Genomic DNA, 18,817 nt, shown 5'->3' on the forward strand with positions numbered 1-18,817 from the left:
CGGTCCCCGGGGGGCGCCGGCCGAGCGGACGGCCCCGGGCGGCGCGTCAGTTCGGCACGGCCGGCAGGGCCTCGTCGGCGAACTCGTCGGTGTGCTTGCCCAGTGAGTCGGTGTGCAGGTGGGCCCACATGCGGGCGCCCCGGGCCGCGTCGAGGTAGACGACGCTGGCGGCGCCCTCGGTCCCGGTACCGCGCACCGGGGCGGTGAAGAAGGCGAGGCCGCCCGCGCGGAGCCCGCGCAGCGAGTAGGCGAGGGACAGCAGGTCCGTGTCGCTGAGCCCGTCGTCCACCGCGACCACGCCGGTCACCGCGAGGACGGTGGAGTCCAGCCCGCCCAGGGACTCGAACGCACCCTGGCCGAACAGCTTCCCGGTCATCGCCCGCAGGTAGTTCTGCTGGCGCCGCACCCGGTCGAAGTCGCCACCGGGCAGGCCGTACCGCTGGCCGACGTACCAGCGGGCCCGGTCGCCGTCGAGGTGGTTGACCCCCGCGGTGAAGGTGTACGGCCCGTTGGACGTGGTCGCGTCCACCACGACGTCCACCCCGCCCAGGGCGTCGGTCACCCGGGCCAGCCCGCCGAAGTCGATCGCGGCGTAGTGGTCGATCCGGACGTCGGTGAGCTGCTCGACCGTCTGGATCAGCAGCGTCGGACCGCCCCAGGCGTACGCAGCGTTGATCTTGTTCATGCCGCGCCCGGGGATGGCGACCCACGAGTCACGCGGGATCGAGATCACCTGGACGTGCGCCCGGTCGGCCGAGACGCGGGCGATCATGATCGCATCCGAGCGGGCGTCGGGCAGCTCGCCCGGGGCGATCTCCGCCCGGGTGTCCGAGCCGACCAGCAGGAAGGTCACCGGGTCCGCCGGCGCCGCGGCGGCCGGGGTCGGCGGAGCGGGCCGGGCGGCCTCGTCGAGTCCGGCGAAGACGTCGCCGAGACGGTCGACGTTCCCGCCGTACCGGTGGCTCAGGACCCAGATCCCGCTCCCGAGGCCGAGGGCGAGGACCAGCGCCAGGACGCCGAGGCCCAGCAGTGCCCGGCGCAGTCCCCGCCGCCGGTCCGGCTGCGCCGGGACCGGCGACTGCGGCGCGGTCCGGTCGTCGATGTCGACGCCATCCATCTGCTGCCCCCTGGTCCACGGTGATCGAGGGCCGACGGTAGGCGCGCCTAGGGGTCCGGCCCGGTCTTACCGGGGGGTGCCTCACCCGAACGAGCGGCGGTCCCGTCCCGCCGTCGCCGGTCCGGGGGACGCCGGCACACCCGGCCCCTCCCGGCGGCCACCGCCCGGGGAGGGACCGTGAGGATGGGGGCTCCTCAGCTGACGGGAGCCCCCATGACCGCCGCCGACCACGCCCTCGCCGCCTCGCTCGCGAGCGAGGCCGGCAGGCTGCTGCTGCAGGTGCGGCAGCGCGACCTGCCCGATGCCGCCGCCCGCAAGACCGCGGGTGACGCCGAGTCCCACCGCTTCCTGGTCGGCGAGCTCGCGCGGCGACGGCCGCACGACGCCGTCCTCTCCGAGGAAGGTGCCGACGACCCCGCCCGGCTGTCCGCGGACCGGGTCTGGATCGTCGACCCGCTCGACGGCACCCGGGAGTTCTCCGAGCCCGGCCGCGCCGACTGGGCGGTGCACGTCGCGCTGTGGGAGCGCGGGGAGCTGGTCGCCGGCGCGGTGGCCCTCCCCGCGGAGTCGGTCACCCTCTCGACCCCCGAGCCGCCGTCCCCGGCGCCTCGAGCGGAGGGGCCGATCCGGCTGGTGGTGAGCCGGAGCCGGCCCCCGGTGCTGGTCGCCGAGCTCGCCGCCCGGCTGCGCGGGGATCTCGTGCCGCTGGGCTCGGCGGGGGTCAAGGCGATGGCGGTGGTCCGCGGCCAGGCCGACGCCTACGTGCACGGCGGGGGCCAGTACGAGTGGGACTCGGCGGCGCCGGTGGCCGTGGCCCGGGCCGCGGGTCTGCACACGAGCCGGCTGGACGGCACGCCGCTGCGCTACAACCAGCCCAGCCCGTGGTCACCGGACCTGCTGGTCTGCCGCCCCGAGCTCGCCGACGACCTGCTGGGAGCACTCGCGGAGACCCTCTGACGGGGCAGGTGGGATGGCTGGGACGAACCGTCCCCGTTCGAGATCACCCTCCCCGGAGGGGTGGTCGGCGCGTGCCAGGGTCGAGGCGTTGCGGCCGGGCTCAAGTTCCCCCGCCGACGTACCGATGGGATCGACATGCCGTGGTGGGGATGGACGCTGATCGGGTGGACGGGGCTGGCTGTCGTCCTCGCCCCGCTGGTCGGGCTCGGCCTGCGCACGGCCGAGCGCCTCGACCGTCCGCGGCGGGGCCTCGTCGTCCCCTCGCCGGAACCCGCACCCTCGCCGGCCGGGCGTAGGCGGCGCCGCCGCATCCCCGTCCCGCCGATCGCCGTCGCGCTGCTGCTCACCGGCGTCACGCTGCAGGCCGTCGGCTTCGTGATCCGGGCGACCGGCAACGAGCGCGGCGCGGCCCGGCTGTGGTCCATGGACCTGCCGCTGTCCGTTCCGCGCATGTTCGTCGCCGCCGTCTTCGCCGTCGCCGCCGTGTCCGCCTTCCTGGGCGCCGCTCGCGCCACCGGCCGCCGGCCGTGGTGGATCGCGGTCGGCATCGTTGCGGCGGTCGTCTCCGAGGTGAAGGCGGGCGGGACCGTGCACGTCCGCGCCCTGGAGACGCTGGGCGTGGCCGACGACCCGGTGATCGCGACCCTGGGCAGCGCCGTCGTCGTCGGCGCCGTCCTCTCCCTCCTGTGGTGGCTCAGCCGGACCGAGCGCCGCGACCGGCGCCGGGTGCTCATCGCCTTCGGCATCTACGCGGTGGCCGCGGTCGGGCTCTCCGGCGCCTCGTCACTGCTGGCGCGGGCGGGAGCCGACGTGTTCTGGCGGGCGGGTGCCACCTTCGTCGAGGAGAGCGTCGAGGCCGGGGGTGCGGTCGCCGTCCTCACGGCCGTGCTCGTGGGCGTCGCGCCGCGACTGGTGCTGCCAGCCGACTGGGCGCTGCGCCGCCGGGCGGATGCCGAGACGGTCGACGCGCCCGCCGCGCTGCCCAGCCGTCACCGCCCCTGACCGGTCACCGGCCCCCGTCGTCGGGACGGCGGTGGGACAGGGTGAGGCCCAGGCCGATCATCCCCAACGCCCAGACGGAGACGATCCCGATGTCGCCGCGGTGGATGCCGTGGTTCTCGGTCACCTTCGCGACCACCGGGCCGTCCCGGAAGTACTGACCGGACAGCAGCAGCAGAGCGAAGCCCGTCAGCACCAGCGCCACGAGCAGCGCACCCAGCCAGCGGACCACCACGGCCGCACCGTACCCGGCGGGGCGGATCAGACCGGAGTCGGCTCCGGACCCGGGGTGGGCAGCGCGCGGCGCTGGTGGCCGGCGCACTGGGCGGCGAACGTCGACTGCAGCGCGTCGGCGAGGACGTCGGCGCGCGACTGCGCGGGCAGGACCGTGCTGTTCCCAGGAGCGGACATGCCGGTCACGCTAGGGGGTGCAGCCCGGCCGGCCGGCGCGACGGGCGGAGCACGAGGTTGCGGTCCGGTGACCGTTCGTCACATCCCGCGCAGCTCCGCCAGCACCAGGTGGGCGCTCTCGTCGATCCCGGAGGAGCGGGTGTCGATCACGATCTCGGCGTCGGTCGGCTCCTCGTACGGGTCGCTGATCCCGGTGAACTCGGCGATCTCCCCGCGCCGGGCCTTCGCGTAGAGGCCCTTCCGGTCGCGGGCCTCGCACTCGTCCAGCGGCGTGGCCACGTGCACGAGCACGAACGAGCCCGGTCCGGCGGCCTCCTCGACCAGCCGGCGGGCCTCCGCGCGGGTCGCCGCGTACGGCGCGATCGGCGCGCACACCGCCACGCCGCCGTGCTTGGCGATCTGCGCCGCCACCCAGCCGATCCGCCGCACGTTGGTGTCCCGGTCGGCCCGGGAGAACCCGAGGCCGGCCGACAGGTGCGTGCGCACCACGTCGCCGTCCAGCAGGGTCACCGTGCGGCCGGTCTCCAGCAGCAGCTCCACCAGCCGGCCGGCGATCGTCGACTTCCCCGCGCCGGACAGCCCGGTGAACATCACCGCGAGGCCGCCCGTGCGCGGCACGGCGGGCAGCACGCGGGCGCCGAGCAGCTCCGCGCCGTAGGCGGCGGCGAGCTCCGGCCAGCCGACCTCCGGCGCCGTCGCGGTCACCGGCACGGGGACGACGACCACCTCCCGGCCCTGCTCCCGCACCGACCCCCACGCCGCCGCCGCCGCGGAGACCGCCGCCGAGTCCGGGGACGTGCCGGCCACGGGGAGCAGCGCGAGCACCCGGTCCGGGAGCGGGGCCGGGTCCTCCGGTGGCACCCCGACCCAGACCCCCCAGCCGGGGGTCTCCGCGCGCACGGCGGCCGGTGGACGCCAGCGGGGGATCTCGCGGACGACCGGCCCGCCCTCGCCCCGGGTCGCCACCAGCACCCCCTCGGCGTCCTCCAGCTCGTCCGCGGCCGGCAGGTCCGAGGGAGCGGCGGTCAGCCCGAAGGCGTACCGGGCGAGAGCCGCGAGATCGGTGTCGGTCAGCCGGGCCCGGGAGTGCACCATGGTGCGGAGTTTCGCACCCGGGGGGTGCGGCGCCGGAGCGGACCGGCCATGATCGGGCCCGTGCTCGGCGTCCCGCCGGTGCGGCGGCGCCCGGACGAGAGCTCCCGTGGCCATCATCCGGTGGCTCCGGCGGACCGTGCACGGGAGAATGGGGGAGCGTGGGATGACCTTCGGCGACCGGCCTGCTCGACACCGCCAGAGGCGGCTGCGCGACCGTCCGGCCGTCCGGGGCGTGGTCGCCGCGACGGTCGGCACCCTGCTCGCCGTGACCGGGTGCGGGGCGGGGAACGGCGACACCGTCGCCGCCGCCTGCCTCCCGGCCGTCACCGTGACCGCCCCCGCAGCGGACGCGGTGCTCGGGGCGGGGCCCGTCACGCTGGCCGGCACGACCACCACCGGCGACAGCACCGTCCTGTGGAGCGTCCGGGACGGGGGCGGCACCGAGATCTCCACGGGCTCCACGGCGGAGGTCGCCGGCGACGGCACGTTCACCGTTCCGCTCGCCCTGGCCGAGGGCTCCTACTCGGCGGCGCTCTGGGCGGTCACCGGCTCGGACACGGCAGCCGGCGGCTGCCCGGTCACCACGCAGGCACTGCAGGTGGCGGCGGGTGGCGCGCCCCGCTGGGGAGCCGGCGCGTCCGGGGCGGGCGTCCCCGACGGCTCGTTCGCCGCCTGGCGCGGATCCCCGGTGACCATCGCCGGCACCTGGGCCAACACCGCCGCCGGGCAGCTGAAGCTGTGGCCGCTGCACGGTGAGTACGCGGGCTGGACCGGCGACCTCGAGATCGCCATCGGCGCGATCGAAAAGGAGGAGACCTGGGCCCAGGCGGCGCAGGGGGCCTACGACCAGCGGTGGACCCAGTCGCTGCAGGAGGCGGCCCGGCTGTGGGCCGGCCGCCCCGGCACGCTGTACCTGCGCTTCGCGCACGAGTTCAACGGCGACTGGTACCCCTGGTCGGTCACCCCCGCCTCGCTCGCTGACTTCAAGACCGGCTGGCAGCGCTTCCGCGCGCTGCAGCAGCAGCACTTCCCGGCCGCGAAGCTGGTGTTCTCCCCGAACTCCGAGACCATGGACGAGTTCGGGATGGACTGGCGTCAGGCGTTCCCGGGCCCCGGTCAGGTCGACGTGATCTCGACGACCTACTACAACAGCTGGTTCTTCACCGACACCGTCGACGGGTTCCGGCACCGCGCGCTGGACTACAACGCGTGGGGTGGCCCGCGCGGCCCGCAGCGCTTCCTGGAGTTCGCCCGCAGCGTCGGGCTGCCCCTCGCGCTCAGCGAGTGGGGGGTCTACGCGCCGCACGGCGACTCGACCACCTGGATGGAGCAGATGTACGGGTTCCTCAACGCGAACGCCGGCAGCGGGCCCGGCCAGGTGCTCTACGAGATCTTCTTCAACGAGGTCCAGGACAACAACGGCTTCGCGGTGTTCCCCGACACGAAGGTCCCGAACTCCGCCGCCACCTACTGCCGCCTCTGGTGAGCTGCCGCCGCGGCTCACCGCGCCGCGGCGCCATGCGTCTGGTTGCTCGACACGGAGCCGCCTGCTGACGCTCCGCTACGGTGCGATCGTGCGAGTCCTGTTCGTGCTCTCCCGCGTGCCGATGCCGGCCACCAGCGGGGACACCCTCCGCAACCTCGCTCTCCTCCGTGCCGCGCGCAGCGTGGCCAGCCGGCTGGACGTGGTCGCCCTCCCGCAGACGTCGGACCCCGGCGCCGCGCAGGGGAGGGGTGCCCTCGCGGGCCTGGTAGACGAGCTGGTCGTGACGGGGGAGCCGATGGAGCGCTATCTGCGCTCCCCCGTCCAGCGGGCGCGCAGCGTGCTGGGCCGGCCGTACCACCAGGCCGTCGGCCGGAGCAGGCCGTTGCGGCGCGCCGTGGCCGGGCAGCTGGCCGCTGGCGGCTACGACGTCGTGGTCGCCGCCCAGCTGCACGTCATCGGGGCCGTACCGGCCGCGTGGCGGGCCCGCACGGTCTTCGACACCCACAACGTCGAGACCGCCCGGACGGCGGCCTTCCTCGCCCACCGGCGGGGGGTGTACCGCGTCGCCGCCGCCCCGGTCGTGGCCGGGGTGCGGCGGCTCGAGCGCGCGATGGTCCGCGACTGCGCGGTCACCCTCGCCTGCTCCGACCACGACGCCGACCAGCTGAGGGCCCTGGCCCCGGGCGCGGAGGTGCGCGTGCTGCCCAACGGTGCCGACGTCCCACCGCGGCTCAAGGAGCAGCGCCCGGCCGGACGCACGGTCCTGTGGCTGGCGAGCCTGTCCTCCAGCGCAAACGTGGACAGCCTGGCCCACCTGGTGGACGACGTGCTGCCGCATCTGCCGGACGACGTCGTCGTGCAGGTGGCCGGCAGCGGTGCGGGTCCGGACGCGGCCGCCGTGCTCGCGCGGGCCGGCGACCGGGTGTCCTTCCTCGGCGAGGTGCCCGACGCGCGGACCGCCATGCTCGGGGCCGACCTGCTGCTCGTGCCGTTGCGCGTGGGCAGCGGCACCCGGCTGAAGGTGCTCGAGGCGTTCGCCGTCGGGCTGCCCGTGGTCGCCACCCCGAAGGCGGTCGAAGGTCTCCTCGTGGAGCCGGGCACGCACGCGGCGCTCGCGCAGGATCCCCGGGCCTTCGCTGCCGAGGTCGACCGGCTGCTCGCCTCCGTGGAACTGCGGCGGCAGCTCGCCGGGGCCGCACGGGACCTGGTCGAGCGGACCGCGAGCTGGGACGCCATCGCGCCGTCCTTCCGCGCCGCCCTGGCCGACGTTACCTCGGACGGGTGACTCCTCCTGGGCGCTGAGCGCCCGACCTGTAGCGTTCGCTGCTCCCGCGTGCCTGCGGGCCACGGCCCCGACATGAGCGAGGAGCACATGCCCGACGACCTCAAGGCGCGGCTCAAGCGTCGGGTACCGCAGGGCGCACTGATGGCCTTCCGCGAGGCGGCGTCGTGGCCGGCTGTGCTCAGGGTGCTGGGGTCGCGCAACAAGCTCTTCCTGCGCTTCGCGCCTCCCGGGCACTACTACTCGCCCATCCCCGACCTCGCCGCCGTCCGGCGGAACGCCGCCCGCATCTTCGACGCGCCGGACGACCCGGGGCCGCCGTCCCTGCCCGGGATCGACCTCCACGAGGCGGCTCAGCTCGAGCGCCTGCAGCTGTTCGGCCGGGTGCACGAGGAGCTGCCCTTCCCCGACCGGCCGACGCCCGGGTTCCGCTACCACCTGGACAACGAGTGGTTCACCTACGGCGACTGCGTCGCGCTCTACTCGATCCTGCGCACACACCGCCCCCGGAGGATCGTCGAGGTGGGCTCGGGGTTCTCCTCGGCGGCCATGCTGGACCTCAACGACCGCTTCTTCGACGGGAGCCTGCAGCTCACCTTCATCGAGCCGTACCCGGAGCGCCTGGAGAGCCTGCTGAGGGACTCCGACGCCGAGCGGTGCACCGTCCTCCGGGCGTCGGTGCAGGACGTCGACCTGGACGTGTTCGCCCAGCTCGAGGACGGCGACGTCCTGTTCGTCGACTCCAGCCACGTGGCGAAGATGGACAGCGACGTCCTGCACCTGCTCTTCGAGGTGCTGCCCGTGCTCGCGCCGGGTGTCCTCGTCCACTTCCACGACATCCCGTGGCCGTTCGAGTACCCACGGGCCTGGCTGGAACAGGGGAAGGCATGGAACGAGGCCTATCTCCTGCGGGCCTTCCTGATGTACAACCCGGCCTTCGAGGTCCACTGGTACGGAGCCTTCCTCGCCGCCCGGCACCTCGCCGCGCTCAGCCGGGTGCTGCCGACGGCGGTGCGGCCGCCGTCCTCGCCGACCACGCTCTCCCACTCCAGCCTCTGGCTGCGCAAGGTCGCCGATCGGGCCTGACCTGCCGGCGTCACTGTCCCGGGTCGGGACCGCGGGCCGGGCTGCGCAGCGGCGCCCACAGGGTCATGAACGTGAAGACCGTGAACGGCACCAGCGGTACGAGCAGCGACGGGTTGACGATCCAGTAGACCAGCGCCAGGCCCGCCCCCACGACCCAGGTCGGGACCCGGCTCAGCGTCATCGAGACCAGCATGGCCAGCAGCAGCACGGCGGTGATCAGCCCGTACTCGTAGACGACCTTCGGGATGATCGGGGCGACGAGGTCGGCACGCACCGTGGTCGCCAGGGTGTCGGCGGTCCCGGCTCCCTGCCCGATCAGCAGGGTGGGCACCGACTGCATCAGGTGGTCGGCGAAGATGTCGTACGGCTGGACGAACCGCATGCTCGCGCTGGAGTCGGTCCGGGTCACCTCGGTGAGCCTCGAGAGCAGGATCGGGCCCAGGCCGTAGGCGACCATCGCGATGGCGACGATGATGGCCGGCACGACCATCGGTGCCAGCGAACGCCACTGGCGGGTGACGACCAGGACGGCGATGGCCGCGGTGGCGACCACCATCCCGTTGCCGGAGACCGAGGTGATCAGCCCCGTGGCCAGGATGCCCAGGGGCACCAGCCCGACGCGCAGGTAGAGGGCCGCGGCCAGCCCCAGCCCGCAGAAGAGGGAGAAGAAGGACGGCTCGAGGAACACCAGGCCGTTGGCCCGCTGGTACGGGGAGCCGTAGAGCAGGGGGTTGGTGGTGTAGTAGCCGGTCAGCAGCATCTGGTCGGGGAGGACGGCCGCCAGCCAGTCGGAGTAGGCCAGGCCCGCCCATTGCAGACCGAAGAGCAGCGTGCCCAACCCGGCGAAGGCCGACATCACCCGCACGTAGCCGCCCAGGAGGGCGCGGTAGCCGGCCCAGGTCGGCGCCGTCAGCACGAGCGTGCCGCAGGCGTACACGCCCAGGACGAGCAGCGCGGAGGACACCGAGGGCGCCAGCCCGCGGATGACGGCGGTGAGGGTGCTCGCCACGACGAGCACCGCCGCCATCAGGAACAGCCGCAACCGGGCCACGTCGAACGAGAGCGCCCCGCGGTAGAGGCCGATCGCCACGGCGACGTACACGAGCGGCACCAGCAGCGGGAGCTGCGTGCCCGGCACCGCGATGCGCTGGACGGCCAGCGCGCCGGCGAGGCCCAGCAGGACGGCGCGGGAGGGCCGTGGGCCGAAGTCGAGGTGGCTGCGCAGCAGGGTGCGCGCCCGTTGCCGCCGGTCCGGGCGTGCGCCGGCGAGGGCGGTCATGCGGGGTCCGGGACGGCCCGGGCGGGTGGCGGCTCGTCGGCCGCGGGTTCGGGGCGCCGGCGCGTGGAGAGCAGGAGGGCGACCGCCACCCCGGCCAGGATGCCGGCGGCGAGCCCGAGTCCCGCGCCCCGCAGGGGTCCGGGCGGGGCGATGGCGCCGCCCGGGTCGGCGGCCCGGATCAGTTTCCCGGCGCCCTCGTACACCGCGGCCCGCATGCGGAGCTCGTAGGCGCGGCTGTACAGCTGGACCGCGACGTCGTCGGCCTCGTCCGGAGCCGTGGCACCGGCCTCGGCGAGGACCGAGTTGGCCTGCGTGTCGTACTCCAGGGCGGCGTCGAGCAGCTGCTCGGTGCCCGTCTCCCGGCTGACCGCGATGAAGGACTGGGCGGCCGCCTGGGCGAGCCGGGCGGCGGACGCCGGGTTCTCGCCCTCGGCGGAGAAGACGAGCACGTTGGTCCCGGCCAGCGGCTCGACCTCGACGTCCTGTCGGACGGCCCGCGGCGAGATGCCCACCTGGTCGGCGGTCCGCCGCGCGACGTCGTCGGCCAGTGCCGCCCGCGCGGCGGACTCCATCCGCCGGTTGGCCTCGTCGACGGTCTCGTAGGTGTCCGCCGGCTCGTCCTGGAAGACGTCGAGGCGGGTGTCGTGCAGCAGCTCGACCTGTGCCTCGGCGCGGTACCGGTCGGGCACGGCCAGGCTCATCGCCGTGCCGGCCGCGGCGCCCAGCGCGGCCACCAGCAGGACCGCCAGCCAGTGACGGCGCAGCCCCCGCAGGAGGTCGGGGGCCTGCAACCGGTTCATACGGCCGCCTCGTCCCCGGCCAGCGGGCACGCCCGCGGGGGAGCTGCGCCGGCGGCGGTGGTCACGACCTCGGCCAGCCGCGGCAGGACCTGCGACCGGTCGAAGTTCGCCGCGACGAACCGGCGGGCGTTCGCCCCGCACCGCCGGCGGGCAGCCGGGTCGTCGTGCAAGGCGCCGATCGCCTCGGCAAGCGCGCGGGGCGACTCGGGCTCGACCACCGGACCGGCGTCGGCCTCCGAGACCAGACGGGCGCCCTGGCTGTCCGGGTGGCCGGCCAGGACGATGGGCTTGCCCGCGGCGCCGTAGGTCAGCAGCTTCGACGGGACCACCATGTCGACGACCTCGCGCTTCTGGTGCAGCACGAACACGTCAGCCGCGGCCGACATCGCCGGGAGGTCGTCGCGCGGCTGCACCGGCAGGAGCCGGAGGTTCGGCAGGTCCAGCTCGGCGGCCACCTCGCGAACCCGGGGGTGGTCGGCGCCGTCGCCGACGAGCACGACCTGGACGTCGGGCCGGTCGGTGAGGTGGGCGGCGGCGCGCACGACGGTGACCATGTCCTGCTTGAAGCCGAAGCTCCCGATGTACATCACCACGAACTGGTCGGCCCCGATGCCGTGCTGGGCGCGCCAGGCCCGGCCCTGCTCGTCGGAGGCCACGGGGAAGCGGTCGAGGTCCACCCAGTTGGGCAGGTAGGCCAGCTTCTCCTCGGGCACCCCCCGGCGCCGCAGCGCGTCGAGGATGCCGTGCCCGATCGTCGAGACCGTGGCCGCCCGGGAGTAGATGGCGTCGGCGAGCCGGTGGATCAGGCCCACCACCCGCCGGTTGTTCACCATGCCGACCTCGGTCGCGCTCTCCGGGAGGAGGTCCTGCATGTGGAACACGAAGGGACGGCGCCACAGCGTCCCCAAGATCGCTGCGCTCAGGCCCATCTGGAGCGGGGTGGACACCGCCAGGATCACGTCGGGACGGCGGGTGCGGAGCGCGGCGAGCACGGAGGTGATCGCCACCGTCGTGTCGAACAGGATCCGCCGGACAGCGGTGGGGGTCCGGGGCACGTACTGCCACACCCGGAGCACGCGCACGCCGTCGTGGTCCTCCTCGGCGTACCAGCGGCCGCGGTACCCCTCGTACACCTCCCACTGCGGATAGCTCGGGAAACCCACGACCGCCGTCACCTCGTGACCCTGCTCCTGCAGGTAGCGGCACAGGTCGGTGTTCAGCGGCGCGGCGCCGGTGACCTCGGGCTCGAACTGGACGCCCAGAAAGAGGATCTTCACTGGCCCCTCGTCGTGTCAGGTGCCGAGCGGCACTCGTCCGGGCCCACCGGGAGCCCGCCATCGTCGACGGCGTCGCAGTGCCGCCGGTCCGGGTGGACGCCCTGGCCGGCCCGGCGCCGTGCCGACGCGGTCGGCGTCGTCATCCCGCCTCGCCGCCCGATGGACCCTGCAATAGAGTCACCGTATCGTGACGGTCGGTGATCGTCCGCGCGGATGACCGACCGGCCGGGAGAGTGCCGGCGTCCTCTGTCGCCTGCTCCGTCACCGTGCCTCCTCATCTCGATCACCGGCCGTCGATGATGCCCCACCCGGCATCTGCGCCACGGAACCTGCACGTGGAACCGCAGGTCGTCGGCGTCGTTGTCCCCCGTCCGGGTGACCGCGCGCCCCTCCCGGGCCCGGTCCGGCCCCGCCGGACCACCCGGCAGGGCCCGTCTCAACGGCTCAGCGAGCCGGCTTCTTCCACTGCAGCACCCGGTCCCCGCGCAGGAACCGGAGGAGGCCGCCGAGGGCGACCATCTGCAGGTACAGCACCTGGGCCGAGACCCGCAGCGGCAGCGGCAGGCGGATCCCGACCTCCTGGGCGGGCAGCGCGGCCGCAGCGGCGATGTGCCCGGCGACGAACAGCCGGGCGACCCGGCTCGTGCGCAGGGACCCCAGTGCGAGCGCGAGCAGCGCGACGTGGCTGAGCGGCCCGATCGTCGACCGCCAGAGCTTGTGCCCCCACACCTGGGCGCTGAGGAAGCCACGGCGGGGGTCCAGCAGCTGACGCTTGCGCCACATCACCCACAGGCCGCCACCCAGCACACGGGTGCGGCGCTCCCACGACATCCCGAGCGTGCCGATCGACTCCTCGCTGACCACCGCGCGCGGCTCGTAGGTGACCCGCAGACCCCGCTCCATCAGGTCGAGGGCCACCCAGAAGTCGTCGTTGGAGATGTCCGTCGGGATCGGACGCCACGCCGACCTCCGGACCGCGCACAGCCCGCCGTCGAGCCCGAGCGTGCTCCAGATCCGCACCTCGTTGCGCTTGATCCAGGACTCGAAGCGCCAGTAGGCCAGCTCGCCGCCGGAGCCCTCCAGCTTCTCGCCGGCCACCGCGCCGACGCCCTCGCCCGAGAGCGCGGCGACGAGGTGGGCCAGCGCCCCCGGGCCCAGCTCGTTGTTGGCGTCGGTGAGGACGACGAACTCGTGGGACGCCGCGGGGACCCCCTTGTTCAGCGCCTGGGACTTGCCGTGCCGCTCCTCCAGCAGGAGCACCCGGGCACCGGCCGCCCGGGCGACGGCCGCGGTCTCGGGATCGCCGTCGGCGACCACCAGCACCTCGAGCTCGCCGGGGTAGCCGTTCTCCTCGACGTTGCGCACCTTCGCGGCGATGACGCCGACCTCGAGGTGAGCCGGGATGAGCACGGTGAGCGGCGGCCAGTCGACGGGGTCGGGCTGCTCGGGGACCGGCCGCAGCCGCGCCGCCAGGTGCAGCCCCACCGGGTAGAGCACATGGCCGGCGGCGACCGAGACCGCCAGTGCACCGGCCACCCAGGAACGTCGCGTCACGTCGTCCTCAGCCGCCGGCCGCGCGGCGGACGGCATCACGCACAGTGATCATCCGGGCGCCGTCGGAATGCAGCAACCTACGGAGTGTAGGCGGTGGACTACTCATCGCGTTTCTCTCCCCGTGTCGCTCTCGTTCAGTGCGCATATTCGTAGCCCAACGCAGTCAAGGAGTACATGATCTCCTACGCCATCAGGTCAGATCACCCACCGTGCCCGTTGCCCGACGAGTGTCGCCGCGACGGGTGTGTCGGGGTGGTCTCGGACGGCTCGTCACGACTACTACGCCACGGGGGTTCATGTGTCCATGCTCGCGCAGGGTGACGACCTGAGACGCCGTACCGACGAGTCGCGCCTCAGATGGTGGCGATCCTCGCGGCTCGGGCTCCGCGGTGAGGGGACCGAGCGGCGGCGGGCGTGGCAGGCCTCCTACGTTCGCCGCATCTTCGTGATCGACGGCCTCATCGGGGTCCTCGCGGCCATCGTCGGCTACGTGGGCCGGTTCGGTGCGGACACGCTACCCGCGGGTGCGTCGGTGGCCTCGCTGTGGATCGCGCTGGTGCTGCCGGCCGTCTGGGTGATGGCGATGGTCGTCGCCCGCACCTACGAGCAGCGATTCCTGTGGGTCGGCCCGGAGGAGTTCCGCCGGGTCTTCGGTGCCGCGGTGGGTCTCCTGGCGACGGTCGCGACGGTCAGCTGGGCCTTCAAGCTGGAGGTCGCCCGTGGCCTGATCGTGCTGGCGCTGCCCCTGGCCACCCTGCTGACCCTGCTGCACCGCTACGCCGAACGGACCTGGCTGCACCGGCGCCGCAACGACGGGCGCTTCCAGCAGACGATGGTCATCGTCGGGCACCGCAGCGGCGTCCAGGCCCTGCACGAGCAGATCAGGCGGTCGGCCTACCACGGGTACCAGGTGGTGGGCGTCTGCCTGCCGCCGGACGAGTACGGCGGCCCGGTCACCACCTTCGACGGCCTGCCGGTGCTCGGCGACCTCGAGTCGGTCGCCGACGTGGTCCTGGCCCACGAGATCGACGCGGTGGCCGTGCTGCCCTCCCGCGAGCTCGAGGGGCCGGCGCTGCGCAAGCTGGGCTGGGCCCTGGAGAAGACCGAGGCCGAGCTGCTGCTGGCCCCGGCGGTCACCGAGATCGTCGGCCCGCGGGTGAACATCCGGCCGCTGTGCGGGCTACCGCTGCTGCACATGGAGCGCCCCGAGCTCCGCGGCGTCCGGCGGCTGACCAAGGAGACGCTCGACCGGTCGCTGGCGGTGGCAGGCCTGTTCCTGCTCACCCCCGCCCTGCTGGTCATCGCGCTGGCCGTCCGGCTGTCCAGCCGCGGTCCGGTGTTCTTCCGGCAGGAGCGGGTCGGCCGCGACGGTCGCCGGTTCCACATGCTGAAGTTCCGCAGCATGGTCGACGGCGCGTCCTCGATGGCCACGCTCGTCGCCGAGAACGACGGCAACGGGGTGCTCTTCAAGCTGCACGAGGACCCCCGGGTCACCCCGGTCGGCAAGGTCCTGCGCCGGTACTCGCTGGACGAGCTGCCGCAGCTGTTCAACGTGGTGCGCGGGGAGATGTCCCTGGTGGGCCCCCGGCCGCCGCTGCCCAGCGAGGTCGAGCAGTACGGCGAGGACATGCACCGCCGGTTCCTGGTGAAGCCCGGGCTGACCGGGCTGTGGCAGGTGAGCGGCCGCTCGAACCTGTCCTGGGACGACTCGGTGCGCATCGACGTCCGGTACGTGGAGAACTGGTCGCTGGCGTTCGACTTCATGATCCTCTGGAAGACCCTGGGTGCCGTGTTCCGCGGCTCCGGGGCCTACTGATCGGCCGCCCGTGATCTCGTTGCTCCACGAGCAGCTCGACGCTGCGCGGTCCCGCCTCGAGCCGGCCGTCTACGACTACTACGCGGCCGGCTCGGGCGAGGAGACCACGCTGGGGGAGGCCGAGGCCGCCTGGCTCTCCTACCGGCTCCGCCCCCGCGTCCTCCACGACGTGTCCGCGGTCGACATCGGCACCGAGCTGCTCGGCGCGCGGATCGAGTCCCCGTTCCTCGTCGCCCCGATGGCGTTCCACGCCCTGGCGCACCCCGACGCCGAGTGCGCGACCGTCGCCGGTGCCGGGGCCGCCGGCTCCCTGGCGGTGGTCTCCACCCGGGCGTCGCGGCTGCTCGAGGACATCGCCGCGGCGGCCACCGGGCCCTGGTGGTTCCAGGCCTACCTGATGCGCGACCGGGGACTGACCGAGGCGCTGGTCGGCCGGGCCGCCCAGGCGGGCGCGGGCGCCGTCGTCCTGACCGTCGACACCCCGTACGTCGGCCGCAAGGGGCGGGTGTCCGGCGTCCGGATCGCCGTGCCGGACGACGAGTTCCTGGTGAACCTCGCCCAGCACCTGCTCCCGGGGTCGATCGGCCGGGAGTCGGCCGAGCAGGACCCGTCCATGACCCCGGACGTCATCGGCCGGCTGGCCGAGGTCAGCGGTCTCCCGGTGCTGGTCAAGGGCGTGCTGCGCGGTGACGAGGCGGTCCGCTGCCTCGACGCCGGCGCCGCGGGCGTGATCGTGTCCAACCACGGGGGCCGGCAGCTCGACCGCGCCGTGCCCAGCGCGCTCGCCCTGCCCGAGGTGGTCGCCGCCGTCGGTGGGCGTGCGCCGGTGCTGGTGGACGGCGGGGTGCGGACCGGCACCGACGCCCTGGTCGCCCTGGCTCTCGGGGCGAGCGCCGTCCTGGTCGGCCGTCCGCTGCTCTGGGCACTGGCCAGCGGCGGCGCCGCGGGGGTGACCGACGCCCTCGATGCGCTCGGCGCGGACCTCCGGCACGTCCTCGCGCTGGCGGGCGCGGCCCGGCTCGGCGACCTGGACCCGAGCCTGGTGACCACCTCCCGCCTGCCCGGGTGACGCCGAGATCTCACCCGATCGGGCGACCCCGCACGGACCGTTGCCGGTTTCCTCCGGTGTCCGGTGCCGCATACGCTCCGAAGGACCGGCAGGACCTGTCGCCGCACGAGGAACCGAGGAACTGATGAACCACCGTCCAGACGTCGCACCGGCGGACATCCCCGTCGTCATCCTCTGCGGGGGCATGGGCACCCGTCTGCGGGAGGCGAGCGAGCAGCTGCCCAAGGGCCTCGTCGACATCGGTGGCCGGCCGGTGCTGTGGCACATCATGAAGACCTACAGCCACTACGGGTTCCGGCGCTTCGTCCTGTGCCTGGGCTACAAGGGCGACATGATCAAGGACTACTTCGTCGACCACCGCGAGCGGATGAACGACTTCACCCTCCGGATGCGGGGCGACCACGAGCTGGAGTTCCACACCAACGTGGCCGACGAGGACTGGGAGATCACCTTCGCCGAGACGGGGCTGACCACGGCCACCGGTGCCCGGGTCGCCCGGGTCGCGAAGTACCTGGACACCCCCCGGTTCGCGCTCACCTACGGCGACGGGATCGGCGCGGTCGACCTGCCGGCCGTGCTGAAGGCGCACGTGGCCTCCGGCAAGCTCGGCACCCTGACCGGCGTCCACCCCAGCGGCCGCTACGGCGAGATGGTGATCGAGGGCGACGACGTCACCGCGTTCAACGAGAAGCAGCCCCAGACCGGTTACGTCAACGGCGGCTTCTTCTTCTTCGAGCGCGAGTTCGTGGACCAGTACCTCGACGCCGACGCCACCGAGGTCATGCTCGAGCACGCCCCCCTGCAGCGCCTCGCGCGCGACGGCGGGCTCGGCGTCCACCGGCACGAGGGCTTCTGGATGGGGATGGACACCTTCCGCGACTGGAAGGAGCTCAACAGCCTCTGGGACGACGGCCAGGCGGAGTGGAAGGTCTGGGAGGACTGACCGCCGGTCCCTGCCCCGTGTGCCGGGGCAGGGACCGATCCGTCAGCCGCGCGGCTGGTCGGCCGGGCCCTGTCCTTCGGCCCGCCATCCCAGGACCGTCTTGCGGGCGGTGAACGCCTCGGCGTAGTCCGCACGGCACTCCATCCCTCGCAGCCTTGCCAGCGCGGTGAACGTGTCCTCGCGGAACCAGTCGTGGCCGCGCTGGGACACGTAGTGCTGATGGAGCAGGGCGTACTTCCGCCGGACCACCTGCTCCGACAGTGGCCAGTACGTCTGCGGCTTCCCTGCGCCGAGGTCGCCGTCCCACTTCGGGATCTCGTAGTGGAGGATCAAGGCGTCCCGGAACGCGGTGGCCGCGAGTTCCCCCAGGAGCCGGTGGTCCTGGTGCGCGTCGGCGGGGGACGGCGCCAGGACGACGTCGGCTTCGGTGTCTCGGGAGAAGTCCTGCAGGAGGTCCTTGACCTCGTCCCAGTGTCCCGGCAGTCGTCCGTCCGGCAGACCCCCGAACCGGGTCGTGGGGACCACCGGTGCCGAGAAGGCGGACAGCGCGGCGCGGGCCTCGGCTTCCCGCGGGGAGTCCGACGCCACCACGAGCACGTCGACGGTCGCGAGCCCCCGCCGCTCTGCCAGGTCCAGGACGAGTCCCCCGCACCCGATCTCGACGTCATCGCAATGGGCACCGAGCAACGCGAGCCGCAAGGGCCGGTCGCCGGCGGGTCTCAGCCGGAGCACGCGCGTCAGCGGTCGGTGGGTCGGCTGGACGCCGGACCGCTGCCGGGGAGGCCCGTCCGCGGCAGGGGGGTGCTCGGGTGGAGCCGCGCCTCGTCCCACAGGGCCCAGGGTCGCTCGTGGCGGCGGGCCATCACGTCGAGCTCGCTGCGCTCCTTGACCGTGTCGGCAGCCTGCCAGTACCCGTCGTGGCGCCAGGCCATGAGCCGGCGTTGCGCGATCAGGCGCGGCAGCGCATCCATCACCAGGTCGTCACCCTCGTGGAGGTGGTCGAAGATCTCAGGCGTGAAGAAGAAGTACCCGCCGTTCTCCCGGATCGCCAGGTCGGAGACCGGCCGGATCTCGCGGACCAACGAGTCGTCGTCTGTGTCGACCATGTGGAAGGCGGCCTGCGGAGGAACGGTCAGCAGACTCCCGACGACGGTGCGACTCCGGAACGCCTTCTCGATGTCGTCCAGGGGAGCGTCAGTGAGGACGTCGGCGTAGTTCGCGGCGAACACGTCGTCGTCCACGTGCTGCCGGACGCGGCGCAGCCGCTCGCCGATCGGGGTCTCCAGGCCGGTGTGGACGAAGGTGATCGTCCAGTCCCCGATGTCCGAGCCCAGCAGCTCCACGTCGGCTCCGCCGCGGCGCATGACGAAGTCGTTCGAGCACTTCTCGTCGTAGTTGATGAAGAAGTCGATGACGTGCCTGGCTCCGTAGCCGAGGCACAGGATGAACTCGGTGTGCCCGAAGTGCGCGTACAGGCGCATGACATGCCACAGCAACGGCCGGTCACCGATCATCTGCATCGGCTTGGGGACGTCGTCGACGTCGCTGCGCATACGCATGCCGTAACCGCCGCAGAAGAGCACGACCTTCATCTGGTTCCTCTTCGCCGGCACTCGGGGAGACGCGAGGAGTTGCTTCCGGTGACT

19 protein-coding genes are annotated in these 18,817 nt (G+C 73.6%); 8 read left to right on the forward strand and 11 right to left on the reverse strand.

Going from position 1 to position 18,817, the window contains the following annotated elements:
* Nucleotides 1-46 precede the first annotated feature (46 nt).
* Nucleotides 47-1,117, reverse strand: a complete 1,071-nt coding sequence (locus HK417_RS00270; protein WP_222262167.1) for an LCP family protein — start codon at nt 1,115-1,117, stop codon at nt 47-49.
* Between the two features lie 213 nt (nt 1,118-1,330).
* On the opposite strand from HK417_RS00270, the gene HK417_RS00275 reads away from it, so the two are divergent.
* Together HK417_RS00275 and HK417_RS00280 are read left to right on the forward strand one after the other, a co-directional pair.
* Nucleotides 1,331-2,074, forward strand: a complete 744-nt coding sequence (locus tag HK417_RS00275) for a 3'(2'),5'-bisphosphate nucleotidase CysQ (RefSeq protein WP_222262169.1) — start codon at nt 1,331-1,333, stop codon at nt 2,072-2,074.
* Between the two features lie 135 nt (nt 2,075-2,209).
* Nucleotides 2,210-3,076 (forward strand): hypothetical protein, encoded by an 867-nt coding sequence (locus HK417_RS00280; RefSeq protein WP_222262171.1) that lies wholly within the window; start codon nt 2,210-2,212, stop codon nt 3,074-3,076.
* Between the two features lie 4 nt (nt 3,077-3,080).
* Here the strand turns inward: HK417_RS00280 and HK417_RS00285 are convergent, their stop codons facing one another.
* The 3 genes from HK417_RS00285 to cysC form a co-directional block, all read right to left on the reverse strand.
* Nucleotides 3,081-3,308, reverse strand: a complete 228-nt coding sequence (locus HK417_RS00285) for a hypothetical protein (RefSeq protein ID WP_222262173.1) — start codon at nt 3,306-3,308, stop codon at nt 3,081-3,083.
* A gap of 26 nt (nt 3,309-3,334) precedes the next feature.
* Nucleotides 3,335-3,484 (reverse strand): hypothetical protein, encoded by a 150-nt coding sequence (locus HK417_RS00290; protein WP_222262175.1) that lies wholly within the window; start codon nt 3,482-3,484, stop codon nt 3,335-3,337.
* A gap of 78 nt (nt 3,485-3,562) precedes the next feature.
* A complete protein-coding gene (cysC, locus tag HK417_RS24770; RefSeq protein WP_261325559.1) occupies nt 3,563-4,579 on the reverse strand; it encodes an adenylyl-sulfate kinase in 1,017 nt (338 codons plus the stop codon).
* A 163-nt stretch (nt 4,580-4,742) separates the two neighbouring features.
* Here cysC and HK417_RS00300 point away from each other — a divergent pair, with 163 nt between their 5' ends.
* The 3 genes from HK417_RS00300 to HK417_RS00310 all read left to right on the forward strand — a co-directional run bounded on the left by HK417_RS00300 (nt 4,743) and on the right by HK417_RS00310 (nt 8,433).
* A complete protein-coding gene (locus HK417_RS00300) occupies nt 4,743-6,065 on the forward strand; it encodes a Gmad2 immunoglobulin-like domain-containing protein (RefSeq protein WP_222262177.1) in 1,323 nt (440 codons plus the stop codon).
* 88 nt (nt 6,066-6,153) lie between these two features.
* Nucleotides 6,154-7,350 (forward strand): glycosyltransferase family 4 protein, encoded by a 1,197-nt coding sequence (locus tag HK417_RS00305; protein ID WP_222262179.1) that lies wholly within the window; start codon nt 6,154-6,156, stop codon nt 7,348-7,350.
* Between the two features lie 72 nt (nt 7,351-7,422).
* The gene (locus HK417_RS00310; protein WP_222262181.1) at nt 7,423-8,433 is read left to right on the forward strand and encodes a class I SAM-dependent methyltransferase; all 1,011 of its coding nucleotides are present in this window, start codon (nt 7,423-7,425) and stop codon (nt 8,431-8,433) included.
* 10 nt (nt 8,434-8,443) lie between these two features.
* Here HK417_RS00310 and HK417_RS00315 read toward each other — a convergent pair whose 3' ends face one another.
* From HK417_RS00315 to HK417_RS00335, 5 genes are all read right to left on the reverse strand, one after another.
* Nucleotides 8,444-9,712 carry a hypothetical protein gene (locus tag HK417_RS00315; RefSeq protein WP_222262183.1) on the reverse strand — a complete coding sequence of 423 codons (1,269 nt, stop codon included), beginning with the start codon at nt 9,710-9,712 and terminating at the stop codon, nt 8,444-8,446.
* The gene (locus tag HK417_RS00320; RefSeq protein ID WP_222262185.1) at nt 9,709-10,512 is read right to left on the reverse strand and encodes a Wzz/FepE/Etk N-terminal domain-containing protein; all 804 of its coding nucleotides are present in this window, start codon (nt 10,510-10,512) and stop codon (nt 9,709-9,711) included. The genes HK417_RS00315 and HK417_RS00320 overlap by 4 nt, the downstream gene beginning before the upstream one ends.
* Nucleotides 10,509-11,789: a glycosyltransferase family 4 protein gene (locus HK417_RS00325; protein WP_222262187.1), complete on the reverse strand. Its 1,281-nt coding sequence runs from the start codon at nt 11,787-11,789 to the stop codon at nt 10,509-10,511. The genes HK417_RS00320 and HK417_RS00325 overlap by 4 nt, the downstream gene beginning before the upstream one ends.
* Complete coding sequence (locus HK417_RS00330; protein WP_222262188.1) at nt 11,786-11,932, reverse strand: hypothetical protein; 147 nt, start codon at nt 11,930-11,932, stop codon at nt 11,786-11,788. Before HK417_RS00330 ends, HK417_RS00325 begins: the two co-directional genes overlap by 4 nt.
* A gap of 301 nt (nt 11,933-12,233) precedes the next feature.
* Nucleotides 12,234-13,343, reverse strand: coding sequence for a glycosyltransferase (locus tag HK417_RS00335; protein ID WP_222262191.1), 1,110 nt, complete (start codon nt 13,341-13,343; stop codon nt 12,234-12,236).
* 445 nt (nt 13,344-13,788) lie between these two features.
* Between HK417_RS00335 and HK417_RS00340 the strand changes: the two genes are divergently transcribed.
* The 3 genes from HK417_RS00340 (at nt 13,789) to HK417_RS00350 (ending at nt 17,171) form a co-directional block, all read left to right on the forward strand.
* Nucleotides 13,789-15,159, forward strand: coding sequence for a sugar transferase (locus HK417_RS00340; RefSeq protein WP_308123277.1), 1,371 nt, complete (start codon nt 13,789-13,791; stop codon nt 15,157-15,159).
* Between the two features lie 10 nt (nt 15,160-15,169).
* Nucleotides 15,170-16,228 carry an alpha-hydroxy acid oxidase gene (locus HK417_RS00345; RefSeq protein WP_308123278.1) on the forward strand — a complete coding sequence of 353 codons (1,059 nt, stop codon included), beginning with the start codon at nt 15,170-15,172 and terminating at the stop codon, nt 16,226-16,228.
* A gap of 124 nt (nt 16,229-16,352) precedes the next feature.
* Nucleotides 16,353-17,171, forward strand: coding sequence for a sugar phosphate nucleotidyltransferase (locus tag HK417_RS00350; RefSeq protein WP_222262195.1), 819 nt, complete (start codon nt 16,353-16,355; stop codon nt 17,169-17,171).
* A 42-nt stretch (nt 17,172-17,213) separates the two neighbouring features.
* On the opposite strand, the gene HK417_RS00355 is transcribed toward HK417_RS00350, so the two are convergent.
* A complete protein-coding gene (locus HK417_RS00355; RefSeq protein WP_222262197.1) occupies nt 17,214-17,903 on the reverse strand; it encodes a PIG-L deacetylase family protein in 690 nt (229 codons plus the stop codon).
* A 5-nt stretch (nt 17,904-17,908) separates the two neighbouring features.
* On the reverse strand, nt 17,909-18,763 hold the full coding sequence (locus HK417_RS00360; protein WP_222262199.1) for a glucose-1-phosphate cytidylyltransferase: 855 nt from the start codon (nt 18,761-18,763) through the stop codon (nt 17,909-17,911).
* Nucleotides 18,764-18,817: the final 54 nt, after the last annotated feature.

The organism is Modestobacter marinus (assembly GCF_019799945.1).
In the GTDB taxonomy this organism is placed as follows: domain Bacteria; phylum Actinomycetota; class Actinomycetes; order Mycobacteriales; family Geodermatophilaceae; genus Modestobacter; species Modestobacter marinus_B.